The organism is Kineococcus sp. NBC_00420 (genome assembly GCF_036021035.1).
GTDB lineage: Bacteria > Actinomycetota > Actinomycetes > Actinomycetales > Kineococcaceae > Kineococcus.
The window spans coordinates 2,450,542-2,472,657 of record NZ_CP107930.1 but is presented as its reverse complement, the minus strand read 5'-3'; the positions used below and the strand labels follow the sequence as shown (position 1 = coordinate 2,472,657).

Here is a 22,116-nt window from a genome sequence, read left to right as displayed (position 1 = left end):
GGCCAAGTGCACAGCCGCAACGTCTCGCCCCCTCCGGTGCGGGACGGGAGACTCACCGCCGTGGGAGCTGACGCGTGGCAGGGCTGGTGCGAGGAGCGCGATCGCGCCGTCGCCGGGGTGCCGGGGAACCTGGCCCTGGTGGCGTTCCTCCCGGTGGGTGCGGAACCCGTCCCGGTGGAGCAGGTACCCGGTGCCACCGTGCGCGACGCGGGCGGCGGGGCCCTGGTCTGGACGGCGGCCGACGGGACGTCCGTGCGGCTGGCCGGCAGCGGGCAGCAGGCGCGCCGGATCCACCGGGAGCGCTGGTGGTTCGAGGCGTTCTCGCTCGACGGCCGGGACGTGGAACTGCGCGTCTACGACGAGTCGGCGCCGGCCCTGGCGGCCTTCGGTGGCATCGAGCGGTGGGACTTCGACGAGCGCTGGGTGCTGCCTGCCGTCTTCACTCCCGCCCCTGCGGTCGACGAGGTCCCCTGGGGTTTCACCCGCGTCGTCGACGACGGTCACCGGAAGCGCGTTCCGGGCACGGTCGACCTCGACCTCGACGGGATGCGGCACCGGCTCACCGTCTTCCTGGACGGGACCACCCCCGTGCTCGTCTTCGCCGACGCCACGACCGGGACGGAGTCGTACCGCCCGGGGCGCTTCCTCGTGCTCGACGTCACCCCCGGCCCGGTTCCGGTCTCGTTCGAACTCGACCTCAACCGTGCCTTCCTACCGCCCTGTGCGTTCTCGGACGCCTACTCCTGCCCCGTTCCGCCCCCGCAGAACCGGCTTCCCGTGGCCGTCCGGGCCGGCGAACGACGGGTGCGCCCGACGGGTGCGCCCGACGGGTCCCACGTCTGCCTGATCCGTCGACGGTGCGGGAACCCGCCTGACCTCGGGTCTGCGGTTCCCCGTCAGTCCTCCGGCGGGTAGCGCTCGGACAGCTCCCGCCCGATCCGCCCCAGCTCCCGGCGCACCGGCCCCGGACCCTCCACGTCGAGGCTGGATCCCCAGCCGGCGAGGTGGCGGGCCAGGTCCAGCGGGGCGGGTGCCGCGAGGGCGCAGCGGGTGCGTCCGTCCCCGAGGTCCTCCTCGTCGGTGCAGTGCCGGCCGAACTGCTCGCGCAGCACGGGGAGGAACCGGTTCGGCACCACGACGGTGGCGCCGCTCAGCGCCCGGCGCCGCTCGACCTCGTCGACGACGCGCTGCCACTCGCGGGCGAGGTCGAAGGCGGTGGGGTGCTCGAAGCGTTCCCCGGTGGCCTCGACACCGCTGATCCGGTCCACCCGGAACGTCCGCCGACCCGACTCGCCGTCGGCCACCAGGTACCAGACGTCGTCCTTGTCGACGAGGCCGAGCGGGTCGAGGAGTCGTTCGCTCGTGCCGCGCCGGTTCGCGTAGGTGAGGCGGACCCGGGTGCGGGCGACCACGTGCCGCTGCAACCGTTCCACCAGTGCGGGGCGGGTGCGTTCGGCGGCTCCCCAGCGGGCCGGGTCGACCACGACGGCCTGCCCGGCGGCCTCGGCGTCGGCGCGGAAGGTCGCGGGCAACGCGCGGACGAGCTTGCGCAGCGCTGCCCGGGCGACCGGGTCGGTCGCGGTCGGTCCGACGGTGAGGAAGAGGGCGCGGGCTTCGTCGCCGGTGAGGCCCGAGAGGTCGGTGCGGGCGCCGCCGACCAGCGACCAGCCACCACCTCGACCGGGCTGCGGGTAGACCGGGATCCCCGCGGTGGACAGCGCCTCGAGGTCGCGGCGGGCGGTGGCCAACGAGGTCCGGAGCTCGGCGGCCACCTCCGCGGCCGTCACCCGCCCCCGCGACTGCAGGAGCAGGAGGACGGCCACGAGCCGGTCTGCGCGCACGTCAGGAGTCTGCCGTGGAAAGTGCTCAGGAGGTGAGCACTTCAGGCGCCAGGGTGGGGACCACGAACCACCCGAACCGATGGAGGACCCGATGTTGCGAGGGATGTCGACCGTGGCGCTGCTGGCGAACGACTTCGAGGGGGCCAAGCGCTGGTACACCGAACTGCTGGGGGTCGCGCCGTACTTCGACCAGCCCTGGTACGCCGAGTTCCGCATCGGCGACTACCAGCACGAGCTGGGCATCCTCAACGGGGAGTTCGCCGGGCAGCTCGGCGGGGTGCCGTCCACCGACCGGCCCGGTGGCGTCGTCCTCTACTGGCAGGTCGACGACCTCGACGCGGCGATCGAGCGCACCCTGGAGCTCGGGGCCACGCTGTTCCAGCCCGCTCGCGAGTTCGGGGAGGGTTTCACCGGGGCCTCCGTCGTGGACCCGTTCGGCAACGTCCTGGGGTTGATGCACAACGCGCACTACCTCGAGGTCCTCGCCGCCGGGACCCCGGCCCCGGTCCGGTGAGCGACGCGGCCCCGCCCGGGAGGAGTCCGCGTGGGAGCATCGGGACGTGCCCTCCGTCGCCCCGCACGCCCTCCGCATCCCCGCCTCCGCGATCCGCCGGATCTACGACCTGGCGCAGGGGATCGACGACGTCGTCTTCCTCAACGTCGGGGAACCCGACCTCCCCGTCGCCCCGCACGTCCTCGCCGCCGGGGCCCGGGCGTGGGAGCAGGACGTCACGAACTACACGCCCAACGGCGGGATTGCCCCGCTGCGGACGGCGATCGCGGCGAAGCTGAGGCGGGACAACGGTCTCGACGTCACGCCCGACCAGGTGTGGGTCACGGCCGGCGGGATGCAGGCCCTGCACCAGGCGATGTCGCTGACGCTGGACGCGGGGGACGAGGTCCTGGTCCCCGACCCCGGGTACGTGAACTTCGCCATGACGGCGCGCCACGTCGGCGCGGTCCCGGTGCCCTACCGCCTCGACCCCGCACGGGGTTTCCGCCCGGACCTGGCGTCGTTGCGGGCGGCGATCACCCCACGCACCCGGGTGCTGCTGGTGAACTCCCCGTCGAACCCGTTGGGCACCGTCTACGAGGCGGAGGTCCTGCGGCAGTTGCTCGACGTCGCCGCGGAGCACGACCTGTGGGTGATCAGCGACGAGGTGTACGAGCAGTTCACCTACGGGACCCCGCACGTCAGCACCGCGTCGCTGGACACCGACGGACGCGTGCTCAGCGTGTTCTCGTTCTCCAAGACCTACGCCCTCACCGGGGCCCGGGTGGGCTGGCTGGTGGCGCCGCCGCAGTGGGACGCGTTGCTGCGCACCGCGCAGGAGGCGACGGTCAGCTGCGTCAACGCGCCCGCCCAGTTCGCCGCGCTCGCGGCGCTCGAGGGAGACCAGCAGGTCGTCACCGACGCCCGCGAGCACTACCGCGGGAACCTCGAGGCCGCGTGCGACCTGCTCTCGCGCAAGGGGATCCGGTTCCAGCGTCCGGCGGGGGCGTTCTACCTCTGGATCGAGGTCGCGCACGCCAGCGGCGGCGACGTCTCGACCTGGTGCGAGCGGTTCCTGGTGGAGCACAAGGTGGCTGTCGCACCCGGGTCGGCGTTCGGTTCCCAGGGTGAGGGGTGGATCCGGGTGTCGCTGGCCGGGACCCGCGACGACGTCGTGACCGGGCTCTCCCGGCTTCCGGACCGTTCCTGATCCGGTCGGGACCGGCCGGGGTGAGCCCCCGGCCGGTCCCGCTCCTCACCAGGCGTAGGCCTCCGGTGCGGGCTTGCTGCCGTTCGGGAACGGCGCCGGGAACAGCTCGTCGAGGCGCGCGAGCGCCTTCTCGTCGAGGACGAGGTCGATGCTGCGCAGGGACTTCGTGAGTTGCTCGACCGTGCGGGGCCCGATGATGGGGGCGGTCACCGCGGGCCGCGTCAGCAGCCAGGCGATCCCGACGTCCGCCGGGTCCTCACCCAGTTCGCGGCAGAACCCCTCGTACGCCTCGAGCGTCGCACGGTTCTTCTCGATGCCCTCGGTGTTCGCGGTGCCCCGGCCTTCGTCGCCCTTCGCCTGCTTGGCGAGGACCCCACCCAGCAGACCGCCGGCGAGCGGCGACCAGGGGATGACGCCGAGGCCGTAGTGCTCTGCGGCCGGCAGCACCTCGAGTTCCACCCAGCGCGACATGAGGTTGTAGAGCGACTGCTCGCTGACCAGGCCGACGACCTTGCGTTCCGCGGCGCTGGCCTGCGCGGCAGCGAGGTGCCAGCCGGCGAAGTTCGAGGAACCCGCGTAGAGGATCTTGCCCTGCTGGCGCAGGACGCTCATGCCCTCCCAGATCTCCTCCCACGGCGTCGCGCGGTCGACGTGGTGCATCTGGTAGAGGTCGATGTGGTCGGTCTGCAGCCGCTTCAGCGAGGCGTCGCAGGCCTGGCGGATGTTGTAGGCGGAGAGCTTGCCGTCGTTGGGCCAGTCGGTCATGTCGCCGTACAACTTGGTGGCGAGGACGGTCTTCTCGCGGCGCCCGCCGCCCTGGGCGAACCAGCGCCCGACGATCTCCTCCGTCTCTCCCTTGTGGCTGCCGTAGCCGTTGGCGCTGTCGAAGAAGTTGATGCCGTGCTCGTGCGCTGCGTCCATGACGGTGTGACTGTCGGCTTCGCTCGTGCGCGGGCCGAAGTTCATCGTTCCGAGGCACAGCGGCGAGACGCGCAGCCCTGTGCGTCCGAGGTGTCGGTACTCCATGCCGGAACCCTACGCGGGCGAGGTGGTGCGCGACAGGGGGCGCTGCGATCGTTCCCAGGTCACCTCGTCCCCGGTCACCGTCAGTCGAGACGTTCCAGCCAGCGTCGCAGCAGGGCGCTCTCCTCGGGTTCCAGCGCCTCCGTCGGCGTGACCTCGAGGGCGGCGCGCAGTTGCCGGGCGGCGGCCGAGGTGCCCCCCGTGCCGACGGCCGGGGGTTCCGCCAGCAACGACGCGAACACGGTGTCGCGCATCCGGTGCGAGAGCTCCGCGTCGAACAGTTCCGGTTGGGCGATCCGGTTCAGGGCGGCTCCCACGTTGGCCGAGAGGACCACCTGGGCGGCGTCGCGCGGTTCCGCGCGGAGCCCGCCGGTGGCCGCGACGCGGGTGAGGGCCTTCGCGAGCAGGTCGAAGACCCGTCGGCGCGCGAGCGACCGGGAGCGGGGGCGCGGGACGAACATCAACTGGTAGAGCGCCGGGTTGGCCGAGGCCCAGTCCATGTGGTCGTCCCACCCCAGGCGCAGGTCGGCCACCGGGTCTCCCGATTCCGGCAACTCTGCCTTGCGGGCCGCGTAGCGCTCGAAACCGGTGTCGGCGAGGGCGTCCAGCAGCCCCTTCTTGTCCCCGAACTGGCGGTAGAGGACCGGCTGGGTCACCCCGGCGGCCTCGCACACGGCACGGGTGGCGATGTCGTGGTCCTCGGAGGCCACGAGGAGGCGCTCGGCCGCCTCCAGGATCGCCGCGCGCGTCTCGGTGCTCATGTAGCGATGGTACGTGATGAGGGTAGCGATGCTCCAGAGTGCGTGCTACGGTCGCTGTATCGACGATACGTACAAGACGTATCGACGCTATGAGGAGGTTGTCGAGATGACCGACCAGCGCGTGGCCATCGTCACCGGGGGATCCCGCGGCATCGGCCGCAGCATCGCCACCACCCTCGCCGCCCGCGGGCAGGCCGTCGTCGTCGGCTACGCGGGTTCCGCGCGGGCCGCGGCCGACGTCGTCGAGGAGATCACCGCAGCCGGCGGGAAGGCCGTCGCCGCCCAGGCCGACGTCGCCGACGAGCACGCCGTCGCGGCGATGTTCGACACCGCGCAGGAGACGTTCGGCGGGATCGACGTCGTCGTGAACTCGGCCGGACGGTTGTCGCTGTCCACCATCGCCGACCTCGACCTCGACGACCTCGACGCCCTGCACCGCACCAACGTCCGGGGCAGTTTCGTCGTCGCCCGCGAGGCCGCCCGCCGCGTCCGCGACGGGGGCGCGATCATCGGCCTCTCGACCTCCGTCGTCGGTCTGCAGCTGCCCACCTACGGCGCCTACGTCGCCAGCAAGAGCGCCGTCGAGGGGATGACCATGATCCTGGCGCGGGAACTGCGCGGGCGGGACATCACCGTCAACGCGGTCGCGCCCGGCCCGACGGCGACCGAACTGTTCCTCGACGGCAAGGACGACGCCACCGTCGCGCGGATGGCCGCGCAACCGCCCCTGGAACGCCTCGGACAGCCGACGGACATCGCCGAGGTCGTGGCCTTCCTCGCCGGACCGGGACGCTGGGTGAACGGACAGGTCGTCCGCGCGAACGGCGGGATCGTCTGACGTCTCCGCACGTCCCCCGCTGAGCACCCCCGCGCAGGAGGACCAGGAGAACGCGGTCGAGGAGGTCGTCGACGGCGGTTCAGTCGGTCGTCGGCGCGACAGCGGCCGTGGGCACGACGTCCCAGTGCTCGACGATCTTCCCGCCGGCGACGCGGAACACGTCACCCGCGGTGATGTCCTGCGGGTTCGGCGACCCCACGGGCCGGGAGAAGGTCCAGACGAGATCGCCGTCCGAGAGGGACACCGCCGACTCCTGCGGAGGGAAGGCGGCGCCGGCGAAGAACTGCTTGAGAGACGCGGTCCCGTCGGGCACCAGCGGGTTGTGCTGGAGGTAGCCTGGGTCGAAGGAGCGGTCGAGCACGCTGGGGTCCTGGTCGCGGAACAGCGTGTCGTAGGCGCCGACGGCGAACGCGCGCTGCGTCTCCTCGCCCTCCTCGCCGGGCGGCGCGCCCGTCGCCGGGTAGGCGTCGTCGAACATGGTGTGGCCGCTGGCCCCGGACGCGGGAACGTCCTGGGCCAGGGCCCAGTGGGAGGTGACCTTCCCGCCGGCGAGACGGTAGAGGTCGATGTGCGCTCGACCGCTCCAGGGCTGTGACGGATCGGCGGTCTCGTGCCAGTGGACCGCCACCAGGTCGCCGTCGGCGGCCGTCCGGGCGATGACGGCCTGCTGACCGGCCTGCAGACCGGGCGGATCGGTCGTGAAGATCTTCTTCACGACGGCCAGGTCGGCGTCCTCCGTCGCCCGGTCGGCCCGGTCCGGCTGGCTGGCGGTGGGTGTCGCGGACGTGGTGGTGGAGGACGGCTGCGTCGCCGGCGCGTCGGTGGAGCTGCACCCGGAGATCAGCACGGCGATCGCGGCACCCGCGGTGAACAGCGTTCGGCGAGAGGTCCTCATGCCCTGCGGAACGGTGTCCGGTGCCGTGGCGTTCGGACGAGGGCCGGTGATCCGGCTCACACGCCGTCAGGGTGTGACGGAGTCCAGCCAGCCGGACGGGAACCCCGTACGGCGTCGGGCCAGGGCCTTCGCCCGGGGGACGGAGAGTTCGGCGAACGGCTCGACGTCGAGTTCCGTCCCGGCCCGGGTGAAGGTACCGACGACGTTCCCCGCCACCACCACCGTCCCGCGGAAGATCCCGTTCCCGCCGGGGGTCACCCGCTCGGCGTAGCCGGGAGCCAGGACGTGCGAGCGGTCGGCGTAGCCGAGCAGGAACTCGTCGAACCCGGGCAGCAGGTGCAGGTCGCGCACGGCCCGGCGGTGGGTGGCGAGCAGTTCGGGAACCTCGGCATGGACGAGGTGCTCGACGTCGTCGACGAGAACCGCCTCGAACTCGTCGCGCACGGCGGCGAAACCCCGCCGGGCGGTGCCGAGCGGCAGTCCCGTCCAGGCGGCGAGGTCCGCCGGGGTCGCGGGCCCGTGGGAACGCAGGTAGCGACGCGTCCACTCCGCCAACGGGTCCTCCGGTGTCCGCCGAGCCCGCACCCAGTCCCCGGCGAGCACGAACGTCTGTTCACGACCGGCCAGCGGTCCCTGGCAGAGGACGCCGAGCAGACAGAGGTGGAGGAGCAGGTGGTACCCGCGGCCGCCCGTCGTCGCCTGGCCGTGCCGTGCGAACTCGGTGAGGAGGTCGGCCCGGGTGGAGCGGCCCGTTCCCGCCAGGAACTCCGCGGCCACGCGGTGCGCGGTCTCGAGGTCGGCGTCGGCGATCCCCAGGTCCGCGCGACGACGTCTCGTCGCGGTGACCGTCCGACCCGCGCACAGCTCGAGGACCCAGAACAGGTCCGCCGCGGCGATCAGGTGCAGGGTGCCGCGCATCGGCCAGGACCGCACGACCTCGCCCGCGTCCAGCGCCCTCGCCAGGTCGGCCGTGGTCCGGGCCGGCGTCCGGATCGCGACGGCGGTCGCGGCGCCGCGCAGGTCCTGGGCCTGGACGGCGGCCAGGTGCCCGACCACGGCGGTCGCCGACGCGAGCACCGGGACGACCCGTTGCGCCACCAGCCGCCAGGTCCCGACGTCGCGTGCCGCCAGCCGTGTCACCCGGACAAACTACCTGCGCACCGACCCCGATCCGCCGACCACCAGCCCGCGGTGATCCCGGTCTCCTCCCGGCGGGGACCGACGTCGACCGAGCCTCAGGGACGGAGGGAGATCGCGGCGACCGCAGGTCGGACGAAGAAGCCCGGCTCGGGTCAGGGTTTCGGTGGGCTGACCAGCACGTCCTGCTCGGCCACCGCCCACCACATCTCGTGCAGCTCGTGGTAGCGGCTGCCGGGTTCCGTCCGGCCCTCCCACGGCTTGTCGATGATGTAGTGGATGTTCTTCACCTCGTCGAGGTTCCACAGCGCGGGGTGCTGGTGGGGGAGGGTCTTCAGTGCGTTGTAGACGTAGGGCATGGGGCGCCAACGGCCGGCGAAGAACTCGTTGAGGAAGTCCTGCTCGGCGAACTGGTACTGCGAGAGGTCCGTGAGCCCGCTGAGGCGGGTCAGCATCGACGTGAACGCCTCGTGGTCGGGTTCGATGACGAGGAACCCGCCGTTGAAGTAGTTGTCGACCTCGTCGGGTTCCTCGGTGTGCTCGATCCCGCGGCAGTGCGTGTAGAAGCAGTTCTGCGGGGTCCACGACGCGGGGTAGCTGGCGATCCGGTTGGGGTTGCACCGGCAGGCGTGGCAGGCGGCGACCCCGCCGTCGGGGAGGTCGAGGTCGAACAGTTCGTCCATGCCGGCCACGACGAGCATGTCGGCGTCCAGCACCACGAGGCGTTCGAACTCGACCAGGTCCCAGGCGCCGAGCTTCGTCCACACCTCCGCGAACCGGGCGTTGGCGTACCGCGCCTCGAGACGGCTGTCGGGCCGCAACGGCGGGAGTTCGCGGACGAGGCAGCCGTCGTCGACGAGTCGTTGCCGGCTGGGGTCGTCGATGTTCGGGGTCACCATCACCACGAGCGGGTGCCGGGTTCCCGAACGTCGCAACGAGGCGTGCAGGACCTGCACGCCCACCAGGTACTCCGGCTGCGTCAGCAGCGTGGCCCACGCCTTCATGGATGCACTCCCTGTTCGGTGCTGGATCTGTGTGGTGCGAGATCTGCGTGGTGCTGGATCGGTCGGTTCTGGTCGGGACGTGGTCGACGAGGCCTCGGTCGGACCGGGTGGAGCGCAGATCAGTCGAGCAGGTCGTCGGCGAACGCGTTGGCGAAGCGGTGCCCCGGGTCGAGCTCGTCACGCACGCGGCGGAAGTCGTCCCACCGCGGGTACAGCGAGCGCCAGTCGTACAGCGGCTTCTCGAAGTACTTGCCCCAGTGCGGACGCCCGCCCTCGGTGGCCAGCACCTCCTCCACCGCGCGGAGGAAGTCCATGCCCCCCTCGGACAGGGTCCCGTCCTCGGCGTAGTAGACGACGAAACCGAAGTACACCGTCTCCTGCCCCTGCGACGGGCTGAGCCACGCGGTCGAGGGGCCGGTGCAGCGCAGGATGATCGGGTAGTGCATGTGCGGACGGGTCCGCGCGTGCCACTCCTTCAGGACGGCGATGACCTCGCCGGCACGGTGCAGCGGAACCCCGATCTCCACGTTGATCTGCGGGGTCGCGATGCCCCGGCAGAACACCTGATACACGTCACCGGTCACGTCGGAGAAGTCCTTGAAGCGGTTCACCGTGCGGTACGGCTTGCCGTTCTCGTCCGTGATCCGGGTGTCGCCACGCATGTTGGCCAGGGCCTGGTCCACGGTGCTGTTCATGGCGTCGCTGGTCTGGTCACGTTCGATGAGGCGCCGGCCGCCCGCCTCGTACTCGCGGTACTCCTCGGGAGTCGCCTCCTGCGCCGTCCACACGTGGACGAGGTTCTCGTCCGGGAACCACCACGCCTTGCTCATGGCGTGGTCGCGGTTCCACGTCAACAGCTGCGTCTCCAGGCCGTCGGCGCTGACCGCGTCCTTGACGCAGGTGTAGACGATTGACGGAACGGTGCGCAGCGTGACCGCGCTGACCGCGCCGAGGACCCCGAGGCCGAGCTGGACGGCGGGGAACGAGGGGTGGTCGCGGTCGAACTCGGCGACGGAGCCGTCGGCGAGCACCATCCGCACGCTCAGCACCGCGTCACCGATGGACGACTGACGCAGACCCTGCCCGTGCGTCCCCGTCGCCAGGGCGCCCGCCAGGGTCTGGGAGGCGATGACGCCGGGGGAGGAGGGCAGCATCCGGCCCATCGACGTCAGCACGCCGTAGATCTCCTGCAGCGACGTCCCGCCGGCGAACGTGGCGCTGTCCTCGTCGGTGCCCAGCAGGCCGCGCAGGCCGCTGGTGTCGATGAGCCGGTCGCCGCTCGCGGCGAGTTCCAGCATCCGGCCGGCGGACATCCGGGACCCGGTCAACCTCAACCGGCCCGCGCTCGAGGTGACCGCCTCGCGGAGTTCGGCCTCGGTGGTCGGCGACACGACGGCCGTCGACGGCGCGATGGCGGCGTTGCGGGCCCAGTTCCAGATTTCCGTCCCGTCGTCGGTTGAAGTGCTGCGACGGGGGTAGAGAGCCAAGGGGACGTTCATCGACGACTCCTGACGTGTGCGGACTTCGACCGGGCGGACGATCGGCCCGGGTGGCTCGGGGAACCTAACCCCCCTCGGGCCGGAGCGGCTCGGCGAGGACGCCGAAGGTGGCGCACGTCTCACTCCACCCTGCCCGCCCGCCGTGCGTCCGTCGTCCCTCTCGGCTACAAACTCCATGTGATGAACCCCGACGGCAGGACCGGTCTCCGCGCCGTCCTCTTCGACCGAGACGGGACCGTCGTCCACGACGTCCCGTACAACGGTGATCCCCAGCAGGTCCGCCTCGTCGACGGGGCGGTCGAGGTCTTCGCCCGGCTGCGTTCAGCGGGACTGCGCACCGGAATCGTCACCAACCAGTCCGGTGTCGGCCGCGGGTTCATCACCCGCGAACAGGCCGACGCCGTCACCGCGGAGGTGGTGCGCCAGATCGGCGGGGTCGACGTCGTCCGCACCTGCCCGCACGCCCCCACCGACGCCTGCCGTTGCCGCAAACCCGCGCCCGGTCTCGTCCTGGACGCCGCCGCCGCGCTCGGCCTGCGGCCCGACGAGGTCGCCGTCATCGGTGACTCGCCCACCGACGTCGGGGCCGCCGACGCCGCCGGGGCCCGGTCCGTGCTGGTCCCGGGCCCGCAGGCCGCCGACCTCACCGCCGCGCTCGACCTCCTGCTGAACCCCGTGCTCGCGAACCCGCTGGCCGCCCGGTGACCGGCCCGCGGATCCTCGCCGTGCGGCTCGACAGCGACGGCGACGTGCTGATGACCGGGCCGGCGATCGCCGCCCTGCGCCACGGACCGGACGGGGTCGAGGCCTCGCGCGTCGACCTGCTCGCCGCGCCCCCCGGGGCGGGCGCCGCCCGGCTGCTGCCGGGGGTGGACGAGGTCCTCGTCGCCGACGTCCCGTGGTCCGGCTACCACCCGCCCGCCCCGGACGCCGAGCCGCTGCTCGCGCTCGTCGAGACCGTCCGGGCCGGGCGCTACGACGAGGTGGTCGTCTTCACCTCGTACCACCAGAGCGCGATGCCGATGGCCCTCATCGCCCGCCTCGCCGGGGTCCCCCGGGTGGTCGCGGCCACCGACGACTACCCGGGCAGCCTCCTCGACGTCCGGCACCGCCGCCCCGGCAACCCCGACGGGACCGGCGGGGAGCACGAGGTCGTCGCGAGCCTGGGCCTGGTCGTCACCTCCGGGCGGACCATCCCCGCCGACCCCCGGATGGCGCTGCGGCACCCGCTGCCGGAGCTGCCGGCGGACCTGCTCGCCGAACTCGGTGACGACCTCGCCGCCGGCCGCGTCGTCGTCGTCCACCCCGGCGCGTCCGTGCCGGCCCGGGCTCCCGACCCGGCGGTCGCTGCCGCGGCCGTGGCGGCCCTGGACGCCGAGGGCTGGCGGGTCGTGGTCACCGGTGGGCCCGGCGAGGTGGACCTCGCCGCCCGGGTCAGCGCCGGACGCCCCCGGGTCGTCGACGCCGCCGGGCGGACCTCGTTCGGGCAGCTCGCGACGCTCCTGGAGGCCGCCGCCGTCGTCCTCGTCGGCAACACCGGCCCCGCGCACCTCGCCGCCGCCGTCGGGACTCCCGTCGCGAGCTGGTTCTCCGCCGTGATGCCGGTGGAGCGCTGGGTGCCGTTCGGGGTCCCCGTGGTCGTGCTCGGTGACCTCTCCGCCCCCTGCCGCCTCACCCGGGCACAGGTCTGCCCCGTCGCCGGGCACCCGTGCCTCGACGTCGCCCCCCAGAAGGTGCTCGACGCCGTCGAGGCCCTGGCCACCGGCAAGGTCCCCGTCCCCCCGCCGTCGGCACCGCTGCCCCCGCAGGGCGACGTCCGGCCCGGTGCGGAGCAGGCGCTGTGAGCCGAGCGCACGAGCAGCAGCCCCCTTCCTCGAGCACCCAGGAGCACCGATGACCGACCCGACGCAGGACCGTCCCGCGGTGCAGTGGCTCGCCCGGCACCAACCGCAGGTCGCCGAGGCCATGACGAGCCTCGTCGCCCAGGGTGAGGTCCTCGACGGCTGGGCGGCGCGGCTCGTCGACGTCTACGTCCGCGGCGGCCGCCTGCTCGCCGCCGGCAACGGCGGCAGCGCCGCCGAAGCCCAGCACCTCACCGCCGAACTCGTGGGCCGCTTCGAAGGCGAGCGGCGACCGCTGTCGGCGATCGCCCTGCACGCCGACACCTCCAGCACCACCGCCATCGGCAACGACTACGGCGGCGAGGAGGTCTTCGCCCGCCAGGTCGAGGCCCACGGCCGCCCCGGTGACGTCCTGGTGCTGCTGTCGACCTCCGGCAGGAGCGCCAACGTCGTCGCCGCCGCCGAGCGGGGACGCCGGTGCGGACTGCTCGTCCTGGCCATGACCGGCCCCGGTCGCAGCGCGCTGTCCGAGGTGGCCGACGAGACGTTGTTCGTCGGGGTCGAGGGCTCGTCCACCTCGGCGGTCCAGGAGGGTCACCTCATCGCCCTGCACGCGCTGTGCGCCGCCGTGGACGCGCACCTGCGGGGGGAGACGGCCCTCGCGCTCCCCACCACCTCCGGCACCGCCGCGTCGAGCACCGCCCCGCCCTCGGACGCCTCGTCCGCGGCCCGCACCGTCGAGGTGGCCCGGGGGTCGGGAACCCGGCACGTGGTCGTCGTCGGCGACAGCGTGCTCGACGTCGACCTCCTGGGCCGCAGCGACCGCATCGCCCCCGACGCCCCCGTCCCCGTCGTCGACCTCACCGACCGTCAGGAGAGTCCCGGTGGGGCCGGGTTGACGGCCCTGCTCGTGGCCGCGGGGGGCGCCGGCGTCGTCGGGACTACCACGACGCTGGTGACCCCGCTCTCCGACGACGACGCCGGTCGACGCCTGCGAGCCGGTCTGGAGGACGCCGCGCACCCCGTCACCGTCGTCGGGATCGGTCACCGCGGTGCGACCCGCACCAAGACCCGTGTCCGGGTCGCGGGGCAGTCCCTCGTCCGCCTCGACGAGGGCGGCCCGGGCACCCCCGAGGCGGTCGACGCCGGCGCCCTGGCCGCCGTGCTCGCGACCGCGGACGTCGTGCTGGTCAGCGACTACGGCGCCGGCACGACCCACGACCCCGTCGTCCGTGCCGCGCTCACCGAGGTCGCCCGCCGGGTGCCGGTGGTCTGGGACCCGCACCCCCGCGGTGGGGCCCCGGTGCCCGGGGCCGCGCTCGTCTCCCCGAACCTGTCCGAGGCCTCGGCCGCGGCCGGTTCGCTCGCCCCGACCGCGCCCGACGAGCTGGCCGAGCACCTCGCCACCCGGTGGGGTGTGCAGGGCGTCGTCGTCACCACGGGTGCGCAGGGCGCGTGGCTCGCGGCGCCGGGCACCGAGGCGATGTTCGTCCCCGCGCCCGTCGTGGCCGTCGGTGATCCCTGTGGCGCCGGCGACCGGTTCGCGGCCTCGGCGGCCCTGTCGCTGGCCGCGGGGCGGTTGCCGTCGCAGGCCGTGGTCACGGCGGTCCAGGACGCCTCGGCGTGGGTCGCGGCCGGGGGCGCCGCCGGCTGGCGGGCCGCCCAGCACCAGCCCCCCGCCGACCCGGCGCCCGTGGCGGGTGGGTCGGGGGACGCCGTCGCGCGGGTGAGGGCCGCGGGCGGGACCGTCGTGGCCACCGGCGGGTGCTTCGACGTCCTGCACGCCGGGCACGTCGCCTGCCTGGAGGCGGCCCGACGGCTCGGTGACACCCTCGTCGTCCTGCTGAACTCCGACGCCTCCGTGCGGCGGCTCAAGGGCCCCGGGCGCCCGGTCAACGACCAGGTCGACCGGGCCCGGGTCATCGCGGCGCTGGACTGCGTCGACGCCGTGGTGGTCTTCGACGAGGACGACCCGAGGGAGGCCCTCGCCGCGCTGCAGCCCGACGTGTGGGCCAAGGGCGGTGACTACGGCGGGGCGGAACTGCTCGAGGCGCCGCTGGTGCGGAGCTGGGGCGGACGCGTCGTCCTGCTGCCGTACCTCGCGGGCCGGTCCACCACCCTCACCCTCGCCCGGGGCGCCGCGTTGCCCACCGGCCCGGCCGGAGAGCACTGACGATCGTCCCCGCCTCGGCGACCACCCCCTCCGCGATCTCGTACCGGACCGCTCCCGTCACACCGGTGCGAGATCGTCGAGGGGGTGAGGTGGGTGCCGTCGGCGGTCGATGAGCGCAGGTGGCACGAACAGCGACCACGAATCGTGAGCAGGTGCCGCGGTCGGGCGTCGAACCTCGAGCTCAGCGCAACAGGTTGAGACCCGAGACGACCGAGGCGCCGAGCACCCAGTTCTCGAACTTCTTCTGGTCCAGCCGCTTCGCGATCCACCAGCCGATCAGCGTCCCCACCACCACGGCGGGCGCGAGGCGGAGGTCGAGCTGCAACGAGTCCAGGCTGAGGAGGCCCAGGCCGATGCTGAACGGCACCTTGAAGCAGTTCACGATGAAGAAGAACCAGGCGCCGGTGCCGAGGAACGACATCACGCCGAGCCCCATGGTGAACAGGTAGATCGACATCGGGGGGCCACCGGCGTTGGCGACCATCGTGGTGAACCCGGCGAGGAAACCGAAACCCAGGGACGTGAGCCGGCGGCCGCGGACGGTCATCGGCACGACCGCCTCCTGCTTGCGCAACCGGTGCTGGCGCAGCAGGTGGATCGCGACGAGGAGGATCAGCAGCACGCCGATCGAACGGCGCATCACCGTGTCGTCGACCACGCGGACGAAACCCGCCCCGGCGACGACGCCGAGCGCGACGTAGGGGAAGAGGCGGACCAGCAACCCCCAGTCGGCGTGCCGGCGGTAGATCGAGATGGCGAACACGTCGCCGAGGATCAGCAGCGGCAGGATGATCCCGGTCGACTCCTTCGCCGGGAGGACCGCGGCGAAGATCGCCACCGCGATGGTGCCCGCACCCCCGATGGAGGTCTTCGAGATCCCGATCACCAGGGCCGCCAGGTAGAGGGGGATCAACTGCGGCGTCGACAGGTCCAGCACCGTCGGAGCCTACGGTCCGCCCCGGCCCTTCCGGAGGGCGGTGTCGGAACCAGGAGGCAGACTCGGGGGATGGGTGCGGAGGTGGGGGAGCGGGTACCGCTGCGGGGTGGTCGTCCCGATCCCACCCGGCCGAGCGTCATGCACCTCGACCTCGACGCGTTCTTCGCCGCCGTCGAGCAGCGCGACAAGCCCTCGCTGCGCGGGAAGCCCGTCGTGGTGGGCGGCACCGGCGGTCGGGGGGTCGTGGCCACGGCCAGCTACGAGGCCCGGGTCTTCGGGATCGGGTCGGCGATGCCGACGGCGCGGGCGCGTCGGCTCTGCCCGAACGCCGCCTACCTCGCGGGTCGTTTCGAGGCGTACCGGACGGTCTCGCACCAGGTCATGGAGCTCGCGCACGCGCTGTCCCCGCTGGTCGAGCCGTTGTCCTTCGACGAGGCGTTCGTCGACCTCTCGGCCGTCCACGAGGGCCTCGACGTCACCGCGGTCACCGACATCGCGGAACGCTTCCGGGCCGACGTCCGCCACCGCACCGGCCTCACCGTCTCGGTCGGGGTGGGGGCCAGCAAGCTCGTGGCCAAGATCGCCTCGGACCTGCGCAAACCCGACGCCCTCGTCGTCGTGCCCCCGGCCGAGCAGCAGGCGCTGCTGGCGCCGATGAGCGTGCGGAAGATCCCCGGCGTGGGTGCGGTGACGGGGGACCGGTTGATCCGGTCGGGGTTGAAGACCATCGGGGACCTCGCGGTCGCCGACGAGGGGGAACTCGTCCGGATGCTGGGAAAGGCGCACGGCAGCGGGTTGCTCGCCTTCGCCCGGGGGGTCGATCCGCGGCCCGTGGTCTCCGAACGCGAGGCGAAGTCGGTCTCGGCGGAGGAGACGTTCGCGGTCGACCTCACCGACCGGGCGGACCTCGACGAGCGGATCCGGCGGATGGCCGACCGGGTCGCGGCCCGGCTGGCGACGTCGGGGGTGTCGGGGCGGACCATCACGATCAAGGTCCGCCGCTACGACTTCAGCACCCTGAACCGCTCCCGGACCCTGCCGCACGCGAGCAGTTCCGCGAAGGAGATCAGCCACCACGCCACCGAACTCCTCGACATGATCGACGTCGCCGACGGGGTGCGCCTGCTGGGCGTGGGGGTCTCGGGGCTCTCGGAGTACAGCCAGATCGACCTGCTCGCCGAGATCGAGGAGGACCCCGTACCCCTGCCCGACGAGGACGAGCCGGAGGACGGCGTGGAAGGCGTCGTGGAGGGCGGTTCGCCGGACCCCTACGGCCCGCCCGCCGCGACGGGGTGGCGCCCGGGGCAGGACGTCACGCACACCGGGTTCGGCGCCGGCTGGGTGCAGGGTTCCGGCGCGGGCCGGGTGACCGTCCGGTTCGAGGGCCCGCACACCCCGGTCGGGCGCATCCGGACGTTCCGCGACGACGACCCCGACCTGGCCCCCGCCGACCCGCCCGTGTTCACCCCGGAACCGTCGTGAGACCTGCGGTCGCCCAGCGGCTCCTGGAGGTCCCCGGCGGCCTGGCGGCCGATCCGCTGCGCCGGTTCCTGCGCGCCCACGTCGTCCCCGGGGCCGAGCGGCACCTCGACGGGGTGCACGAACGGGTGGTCCCGACCCGTCGCGGTCCGGTGGAGGTCCGGATCGACCTCGGCACGTCGCCGCGGTGCGCGACGGTCGTCCTGGACGCTCCGGGTGACGTCGTCGACGAGGTGACCCCTCTCGTCCGCCGCTGGCTGGACCTCGACGTGGACCACGTGAGCGCCGAGGCGTGGCTGGGCGCGGATCCGCTCCTCGCGCCCCTCGTCGCGGCCCGCCCCGGGCTACGGTTCCCGCGCGCCGTCGTCGGCGCCGAGACGGCCGTGCTGACCGTCCTCGGCCAGCAGGTCTCCCTCGCCGCGGCCTGCACGTTCGCCGGGCGCCTCGTCGCGGCGTACGGGACACCGGTGGACACCCTGGTCGCCTTCCCCGGACCGCAGGCGCTGGCCGCGGCCGGCGCCGAGGAGATCCAGGCCGTCACCGGGATCACCGGCGCCCGGGCCCGCACCCTGCACGCCCTCGCGACGGCCATCGCGGACGGTCTCGACCTCGAGGCCGCGGCGCTCGACCCGGTCCGGGCGGCGGCGGCGCACGCCGAACTCCTCGCCCTGCCCGGCATCGGGCCGTGGACGGCGGACTACGTCGCGCTGCGCGTCTTCGGCGACTCCGACGCCTTCCTCTCCGGTGACCTCGTGCTCCGGCGGGCGCTCGGCGGGATGAGCGCGAAGGCGGCCGTGGCGCGGGCGGAGCCGTGGCGGCCGTGGCGGGGCTACGCCCTGCTGCACCTGTGGACGGCGGAGGTCTTCGCTCCCTGACCCTCACAAGATCGCCACACCGGCGGTGTTCCCACTACGGTGCGTCCGTGAACGGAACCGTGGTGGTCACAGGCGGTAGTCGCGGGATCGGTGCGGCGGTCGTGCAGGCGCTCGCGGCCCGGGGGATCCGGACGTGCTTCAGCTACTCCACGCACCGCGAGGCCGCGGACGTCATCGCCGCCTCCGCCGCCGACCTCGGGACCGAGAGCCTCGCGGTGCAGGCCGACGTCTCGATCGAGTCCGACGTGCGGCGGCTGTTCAACCGGGCCGAGGAACTCGGCCCCGTCGTCGGTCTGGTCAACAACGCCGGCATCACCGGCCGGCAGTCGCGGGTCGTCGACATGGACGTGGACCGGATCCGGCGGGTGCTCGAGGTCAACGTCGTCGGTGCCTTCCTGTGCGCCCGCGAGGCCGTGCGACGCATGAGCCGCACCGGCGGCGGCACCATCGTCAACGTCTCCTCCCGCGCGGCGGTCCTCGGCAGCGCCGGGGAGTACGTCGACTACGCCGCCTCCAAGGGCGCCGTCGACACCCTGACCGTCGGTCTCGCCCAGGAGGTCGCCGAGGACGGGATCCGCGTCGTCGGGGTGCGGCCCGGTCTGATCCGCACCGACATCCACGCCGGCTCCGGTGAACCCGGCCGCGTCGAACGGCTGCAGAAGAACGTCCCCCTCGGCCGGGGCGGGGAACCGGGGGAGGTCGCCGAGGCCGTCGTCTGGTTGCTCTCCGACGCCGCGAGCTACGTGACCGGGACGACCATCGACGTCAGCGGCGGTCGCTGACCCGGCCCGTCGCGGCTGGGACACTGGCCGCACGACCACCCGGTCAGCCAGCTTCCCCCGCCAGGAGATCCCCGTGAACCAGGACCGACGCTCCCGCCGTCGCCTCGGCCAGTACCTCGTGCTGCTGGTCCTCGTCGTCGTCGGGCTGGTCCTGCTCGCCCGCGGACAGGACCTGTGGGCCTGGGGCGCCTTCGGTGCCGCCGGCGGCGGCGTCATCACCATCGCGCAGTCCCGCCGCCGGGAGGGTCGGGACCGCTAGGGCAGGAGCAGGTGCGGCCGCGCGAGCACGCTGTCGCGGAACGCCGCCGTCACCCGCGGCAGGGGTTCGTCGCGCCACACCAGACCCAGCGTCCGGGTCGACGACGGTCCCTCCAGCGGTCGTTCCACCACCCCGACGAAGGCCTCGGAGGTCCCCGGGTGGGCGGCCGGGACCACCGCGACGCCCAGTCCCGCCGCGACCAGACCGCGGAGGGTGTGCGCGTCCTGGCCCTCGAACGCGATCCGGGGCACGATCCCGGCCTGCGCGAACATCGCCTCCACCGTTTCGCGCAGGCCGTAGCCCGGTTCGAAGAGCACGAACTCCTCGTCGGCCACGGCGGTCAGCGCGATCGGCCCGGGCACCCCGAGCGGGTGGTCCCCCGGCACCGCGAGGACCAACGGCTGGTCGACCAGGGCCGCGCAGGCCAACCCGGGTCGCCGCGGCACCGGTGACGTCAGCACCAGGTCGACCTCGCCGGCCGTGAGCTGGTCGAGCACCGCGCCGGCCGCGCCCTGGTGCAGCTGGAAGCGGACGCCGGGGTGGTCCTGGCGGAAGGCCCGCACCAGCGCCGGGACCGCGGCCGCCCCCAGGGTGTGCAGGAAGCCGAGCGCGATCCGGCCCGTGGTGGGGGAGTCGTCGTCGCGGACCGCCCGGATCCCGCGGTCGAGGTCGGCGAGCGCCCGCGCCGCCACCTCGGCCAGTGCGCGCCCTGCGGCGGTGAGGCGGACCCCGCGCCCGTCCGGCACGAGGAGCGGGACCCCGACCGCGTCCTGGACCCGCGCGAGGGTCCGGCTGACGGTCGGTTGCTGCAGGCCCAGGGCGTGCGCGGCGCGGGTGACGTGCTCGTGCTCGGCGACGGCCACCAGCACCTGCAGCGGGCCCACCAGCTCGCGGAGTGCGTCCTTCACCCTCGAAGTGTGCATGAGTCCGCACCGCTTCATGCATTGGACGCATCGGTACCGTGTTCCTACCGTCGGGGGGTGAGCCTCGACGACCGCACCCGTCCCGACACGCAACCGTGGGCCGGTCACGAACGTGGGACCCCCGGGTACCGCCGCGTCGTCATCGCTCTCTTCGCCGCGGGGGTCGCCACCTTCGCCCAGCTCTACTCCGTGCAGGCCGTCCTCCCCGCCCTGGCCACCGGGCTCCACCTCGACGCGTCCCGCTCCGCCCTCGGCGTCTCCGTCGCCACCGGGGCGCTCGCGGTCTCGGTGCTCGGCTGGAGCGCCGTCGCCGACCGGCTCGGGCGGGTGCCGGCCATGGTCGTCTCGATCGTCGCCGCGACCCTGTTCGGGCTCGCCGTCCCGCTGGCCGGCGGTCTCGCCCCGCTGCTGCTGCTGCGCGCGCTGCAGGGGGCCGCGCTCGGGGGACTGCCCGCGATCGCCATGGCCTACCTGGCCGAGGAGGTCCACGCCCGTGAGGTCGCGCTCGCCGCGGGGGCCTACGTCTCGGGGAACTCCGTCGGCGGCCTGACCGGCCGGATCGTCTCCTCCAGCGTCGCCGACGTGCTCGGGTGGCGGTGGGGCGTGGCTGCCGTCGCGTTCGTCGGGGTCGCCGCGACGGTCCTGTTCTGCCTCGTCGTCCCGCGCTCGCGGGGTTTCGTGCGCACCGCTCGCGTGGCCGGTCCCTCGCTGGCCGTCCGGGTGCGGGGTGCGCTCTCCGACCGGGGACTGCTCGTCCTCTACGCCCAGGCCCTGCTGCTGATGGGGGCGTTCGTCACGGTCTACAACTACCTCGGCTTCCGCCTGCTGGAACCGCCGTTCTCGCTGTCCCAGGCCGTCGTCGGGTTGCTGTTCGTCGTGTACCTGGCCGGCACGGCCAGTTCCTCGCTCGCCGGTCGCCTCGCGGGGCGGGGTCGGTTGCGCGTCCTTGTCGGCTCCGCCGCCGTGTTCGTGCTCGGGGCGCTGCTGACGCTGTCGAGCTCGATCGTCGTGGTCGTCGCGGGGCTGGTGCTGCTCACGGCCGGGTTCTTCGCCGCGCACGCCGTCGCCAGCGGCTGGGTCGGGGCGCGCGCCCGCCCGCGGTTCCGGGCCCAGGCCTCCGCGCTCTACACCTTCGCCTACTACGCCGGGTCGAGCGTCGTCGGCTGGCTCGGCGGGTTCGCGTTCGCCGACGGCGGCTGGGGCGTCGTGGTCGGGGTGGTGGTGGCCCTGGTGGTCGCGGCGGCGCTGCTGGCGACCCTCACCCTGCGCGCTGAGGACACGCGCGGCAGCATGGTCGCGTGACCGACCTCGCCCCGCTCGCAGACCTGCTCGCCGACGGGCGGGTCCTCGTCCTCGAGGGGGCCGGGATGTCCACCGGCTCCGGGATCCCCGACTACCGCGGCCCCAACGGGTCGCTGACCCGGCACACACCGATGACCTACCAGGAGTTCACGGGTTCCGCCGAGGCCCGTCGTCGCTACTGGGGGCGCAGCCACGTCGGCTGGGAGCACTTCCGGCGCGCCCGGCCCAACGAGGCCCACCGGGCCGTCGCGGCCCTGGAACGAGCCGGTCTCGTGACCGGGACGATCACCCAGAACGTCGACGGTCTCGACCTGGCCGCCGGCACGCGGGAGGTCGTGGAACTGCACGGGAACCTCGACCGGGTGGTCTGCCTGAACTGCGCCGAGGTCACGGCCCGCGCCGAACTCGCCGTGCGGCTGGCGGAGGCGAACCCGGGGTTCGGTGCCCGGGTGGAGGAACTGCACGCGCTGAATCCCGACGGCGACGCCGACCTGAGCGACGCCCAGCTCGAGGGTTTCGTCACGGTGGCCTGCCGCCGGTGCGGCGAGGACGCGCTCAAGGCGGACGTCGTGTTCTTCGGGGAGACCGTGCCCAAGGACCGGGTCGCGCGGTCCTTCGAACTCCTCGACGCCGCCCGCGTGCTGCTCGTCCTCGGGTCCTCCCTCGCCGTCATGTCCGGGTACCGGTTCGTGCTGCACGCGGCAAAGAACGCCCAGCCCGTGGCGATCGTCACCGCCGGCCCGACGCGGGGCGACGAGAAGGCCACGCTGAAGGTCGACGCTGCGCTGCAGGAGGTCCTGCCGGAACTCCTGGGCCGGTTGGGGGTCACCGCCGCGGTCTAGCC

At 73.5% G+C, this 22,116-nt stretch carries 22 protein-coding genes; 13 read left to right on the top strand and 9 right to left on the bottom strand.

Features of this window, described 5'->3' with window-relative positions; translation table 11 throughout:
* Nucleotides 1–60: 60 nt before the first annotated feature.
* Nucleotides 61–915, top strand: a complete 855-nt coding sequence (locus OG218_RS12115) for a DUF1684 domain-containing protein (protein ID WP_328293479.1) — start codon at nt 61–63, stop codon at nt 913–915.
* On the opposite strand, the gene OG218_RS12110 is transcribed toward OG218_RS12115, so the two are convergent.
* Nucleotides 897–1,841 carry a helix-turn-helix transcriptional regulator gene (locus OG218_RS12110; protein ID WP_328293478.1) on the bottom strand — a complete coding sequence of 315 codons (945 nt, stop codon included), beginning with the start codon at nt 1,839–1,841 and terminating at the stop codon, nt 897–899. The genes OG218_RS12115 and OG218_RS12110 overlap by 19 nt on opposite strands.
* Nucleotides 1,842–1,932: 91 nt before the next feature.
* On the opposite strand from OG218_RS12110, the gene OG218_RS12105 reads away from it, so the two are divergent.
* Nucleotides 1,933–2,355, top strand: a complete 423-nt coding sequence (locus OG218_RS12105) for a VOC family protein (RefSeq protein WP_442906386.1) — start codon at nt 1,933–1,935, stop codon at nt 2,353–2,355.
* Nucleotides 2,356–2,401: 46 nt separating this feature from the next.
* Complete coding sequence (locus tag OG218_RS12100; protein WP_328293476.1) at nt 2,402–3,544, top strand: pyridoxal phosphate-dependent aminotransferase; 1,143 nt, start codon at nt 2,402–2,404, stop codon at nt 3,542–3,544.
* A 45-nt stretch (nt 3,545–3,589) separates the two neighbouring features.
* Here OG218_RS12100 and OG218_RS12095 read toward each other — a convergent pair whose 3' ends face one another.
* Nucleotides 3,590–4,570, bottom strand: a complete 981-nt coding sequence (locus OG218_RS12095) for an aldo/keto reductase (RefSeq protein WP_328293475.1) — start codon at nt 4,568–4,570, stop codon at nt 3,590–3,592.
* Nucleotides 4,571–4,650: 80 nt separating this feature from the next.
* Complete coding sequence (locus OG218_RS12090; RefSeq protein ID WP_328293474.1) at nt 4,651–5,328, bottom strand: TetR/AcrR family transcriptional regulator; 678 nt, start codon at nt 5,326–5,328, stop codon at nt 4,651–4,653.
* Nucleotides 5,329–5,434: 106 nt separating this feature from the next.
* Here OG218_RS12090 and OG218_RS12085 point away from each other — a divergent pair, with 106 nt between their 5' ends.
* Nucleotides 5,435–6,166, top strand: coding sequence for an SDR family oxidoreductase (locus OG218_RS12085; protein WP_328293473.1), 732 nt, complete (start codon nt 5,435–5,437; stop codon nt 6,164–6,166).
* 79 nt (nt 6,167–6,245) lie between these two features.
* Here OG218_RS12085 and OG218_RS12080 read toward each other — a convergent pair whose 3' ends face one another.
* The 4 genes from OG218_RS12080 to OG218_RS12065 all read right to left on the bottom strand — a co-directional run bounded on the left by OG218_RS12080 (nt 6,246) and on the right by OG218_RS12065 (nt 10,701).
* The gene (locus tag OG218_RS12080; RefSeq protein WP_328293472.1) at nt 6,246–7,061 is read right to left on the bottom strand and encodes a nuclear transport factor 2 family protein; all 816 of its coding nucleotides are present in this window, start codon (nt 7,059–7,061) and stop codon (nt 6,246–6,248) included.
* 66 nt (nt 7,062–7,127) lie between these two features.
* The gene (locus OG218_RS12075) at nt 7,128–8,201 is read right to left on the bottom strand and encodes a winged helix DNA-binding domain-containing protein (RefSeq protein ID WP_328293471.1); all 1,074 of its coding nucleotides are present in this window, start codon (nt 8,199–8,201) and stop codon (nt 7,128–7,130) included.
* 152 nt (nt 8,202–8,353) lie between these two features.
* On the bottom strand, nt 8,354–9,202 hold the full coding sequence (locus OG218_RS12070; RefSeq protein ID WP_328293470.1) for a glycosyltransferase family 8 protein: 849 nt from the start codon (nt 9,200–9,202) through the stop codon (nt 8,354–8,356).
* Nucleotides 9,203–9,321: 119 nt separating this feature from the next.
* The gene (locus OG218_RS12065; RefSeq protein ID WP_328293469.1) at nt 9,322–10,701 is read right to left on the bottom strand and encodes a D-arabinono-1,4-lactone oxidase; all 1,380 of its coding nucleotides are present in this window, start codon (nt 10,699–10,701) and stop codon (nt 9,322–9,324) included.
* A 180-nt stretch (nt 10,702–10,881) separates the two neighbouring features.
* Between OG218_RS12065 and OG218_RS12060 the strand changes: the two genes are divergently transcribed.
* From OG218_RS12060 to OG218_RS12050, 3 genes are read left to right on the top strand one after another with little or no spacing between them, the layout of a single operon-like run.
* Nucleotides 10,882–11,406 (top strand): D-glycero-alpha-D-manno-heptose-1,7-bisphosphate 7-phosphatase, encoded by a 525-nt coding sequence (locus tag OG218_RS12060; protein ID WP_328293468.1) that lies wholly within the window; start codon nt 10,882–10,884, stop codon nt 11,404–11,406.
* Nucleotides 11,407–11,426: 20 nt separating this feature from the next.
* Entirely contained in the window at nt 11,427–12,545 is a 1,119-nt protein-coding gene (locus tag OG218_RS12055; RefSeq protein WP_328293467.1) for a glycosyltransferase family 9 protein, read from the top strand.
* Nucleotides 12,546–12,594: 49 nt separating this feature from the next.
* Nucleotides 12,595–14,715 carry a PfkB family carbohydrate kinase gene (locus OG218_RS12050; RefSeq protein WP_328293466.1) on the top strand — a complete coding sequence of 707 codons (2,121 nt, stop codon included), beginning with the start codon at nt 12,595–12,597 and terminating at the stop codon, nt 14,713–14,715.
* Between the two features lie 181 nt (nt 14,716–14,896).
* Here OG218_RS12050 and OG218_RS12045 read toward each other — a convergent pair whose 3' ends face one another.
* On the bottom strand, nt 14,897–15,649 hold the full coding sequence (locus tag OG218_RS12045) for a sulfite exporter TauE/SafE family protein (RefSeq protein WP_380162343.1): 753 nt from the start codon (nt 15,647–15,649) through the stop codon (nt 14,897–14,899).
* Nucleotides 15,650–15,721: 72 nt separating this feature from the next.
* Here OG218_RS12045 and OG218_RS12040 point away from each other — a divergent pair, with 72 nt between their 5' ends.
* From OG218_RS12040 to OG218_RS12025, 4 genes are all read left to right on the top strand, one after another.
* Nucleotides 15,722–17,134, top strand: coding sequence for a DNA polymerase IV (locus tag OG218_RS12040; RefSeq protein WP_328293464.1), 1,413 nt, complete (start codon nt 15,722–15,724; stop codon nt 17,132–17,134).
* On the top strand, nt 17,131–18,006 hold the full coding sequence (locus tag OG218_RS12035) for a DNA-3-methyladenine glycosylase 2 (protein WP_328293463.1): 876 nt from the start codon (nt 17,131–17,133) through the stop codon (nt 18,004–18,006). The genes OG218_RS12040 and OG218_RS12035 overlap by 4 nt, the downstream gene beginning before the upstream one ends.
* A gap of 47 nt (nt 18,007–18,053) precedes the next feature.
* Nucleotides 18,054–18,788: an SDR family oxidoreductase gene (locus OG218_RS12030; RefSeq protein WP_328293462.1), complete on the top strand. Its 735-nt coding sequence runs from the start codon at nt 18,054–18,056 to the stop codon at nt 18,786–18,788.
* Between the two features lie 73 nt (nt 18,789–18,861).
* On the top strand, nt 18,862–19,047 hold the full coding sequence (locus OG218_RS12025) for a hypothetical protein (protein ID WP_328293461.1): 186 nt from the start codon (nt 18,862–18,864) through the stop codon (nt 19,045–19,047).
* Here the strand turns inward: OG218_RS12025 and OG218_RS12020 are convergent.
* Nucleotides 19,044–19,955 carry a LysR family transcriptional regulator gene (locus OG218_RS12020; protein ID WP_328293460.1) on the bottom strand — a complete coding sequence of 304 codons (912 nt, stop codon included), beginning with the start codon at nt 19,953–19,955 and terminating at the stop codon, nt 19,044–19,046. The genes OG218_RS12025 and OG218_RS12020 overlap by 4 nt on opposite strands.
* Before the next feature lie 72 nt (nt 19,956–20,027).
* Here OG218_RS12020 and OG218_RS12015 point away from each other — a divergent pair, with 72 nt between their 5' ends.
* Both OG218_RS12015 and OG218_RS12010 read left to right on the top strand, forming a co-directional pair.
* Nucleotides 20,028–21,272: an MFS transporter gene (locus tag OG218_RS12015; protein ID WP_328293459.1), complete on the top strand. Its 1,245-nt coding sequence runs from the start codon at nt 20,028–20,030 to the stop codon at nt 21,270–21,272.
* A complete protein-coding gene (locus OG218_RS12010; protein WP_328293458.1) occupies nt 21,269–22,114 on the top strand; it encodes an NAD-dependent protein deacetylase in 846 nt (281 codons plus the stop codon). The genes OG218_RS12015 and OG218_RS12010 overlap by 4 nt, the downstream gene beginning before the upstream one ends.
* Nucleotides 22,115–22,116 lie beyond the last annotated feature (2 nt).

Coding starts and splice junctions, on each gene's coding strand:
- OG218_RS12105 (WP_442906386.1), top strand. CDS start 1,933: ATGTTGCGAGGGATGTCGACCGTGGCGCTGCTGGCGAACGACTTCGAG.
- OG218_RS12095 (WP_328293475.1), bottom strand. CDS start 4,570: ATGGAGTACCGACACCTCGGACGCACAGGGCTGCGCGTCTCGCCGCTG.
- OG218_RS12090 (WP_328293474.1), bottom strand. CDS start 5,328: ATGAGCACCGAGACGCGCGCGGCGATCCTGGAGGCGGCCGAGCGCCTC.
- OG218_RS12085 (WP_328293473.1), top strand. CDS start 5,435: ATGACCGACCAGCGCGTGGCCATCGTCACCGGGGGATCCCGCGGCATC.
- OG218_RS12080 (WP_328293472.1), bottom strand. CDS start 7,061: ATGAGGACCTCTCGCCGAACGCTGTTCACCGCGGGTGCCGCGATCGCC.
- OG218_RS12070 (WP_328293470.1), bottom strand. CDS start 9,202: ATGAAGGCGTGGGCCACGCTGCTGACGCAGCCGGAGTACCTGGTGGGC.
- OG218_RS12065 (WP_328293469.1), bottom strand. CDS start 10,701: ATGAACGTCCCCTTGGCTCTCTACCCCCGTCGCAGCACTTCAACCGAC.
- OG218_RS12060 (WP_328293468.1), top strand. CDS start 10,882: ATGAACCCCGACGGCAGGACCGGTCTCCGCGCCGTCCTCTTCGACCGA.
- OG218_RS12050 (WP_328293466.1), top strand. CDS start 12,595: ATGACCGACCCGACGCAGGACCGTCCCGCGGTGCAGTGGCTCGCCCGG.
- OG218_RS12040 (WP_328293464.1), top strand. CDS start 15,722: ATGGGTGCGGAGGTGGGGGAGCGGGTACCGCTGCGGGGTGGTCGTCCC.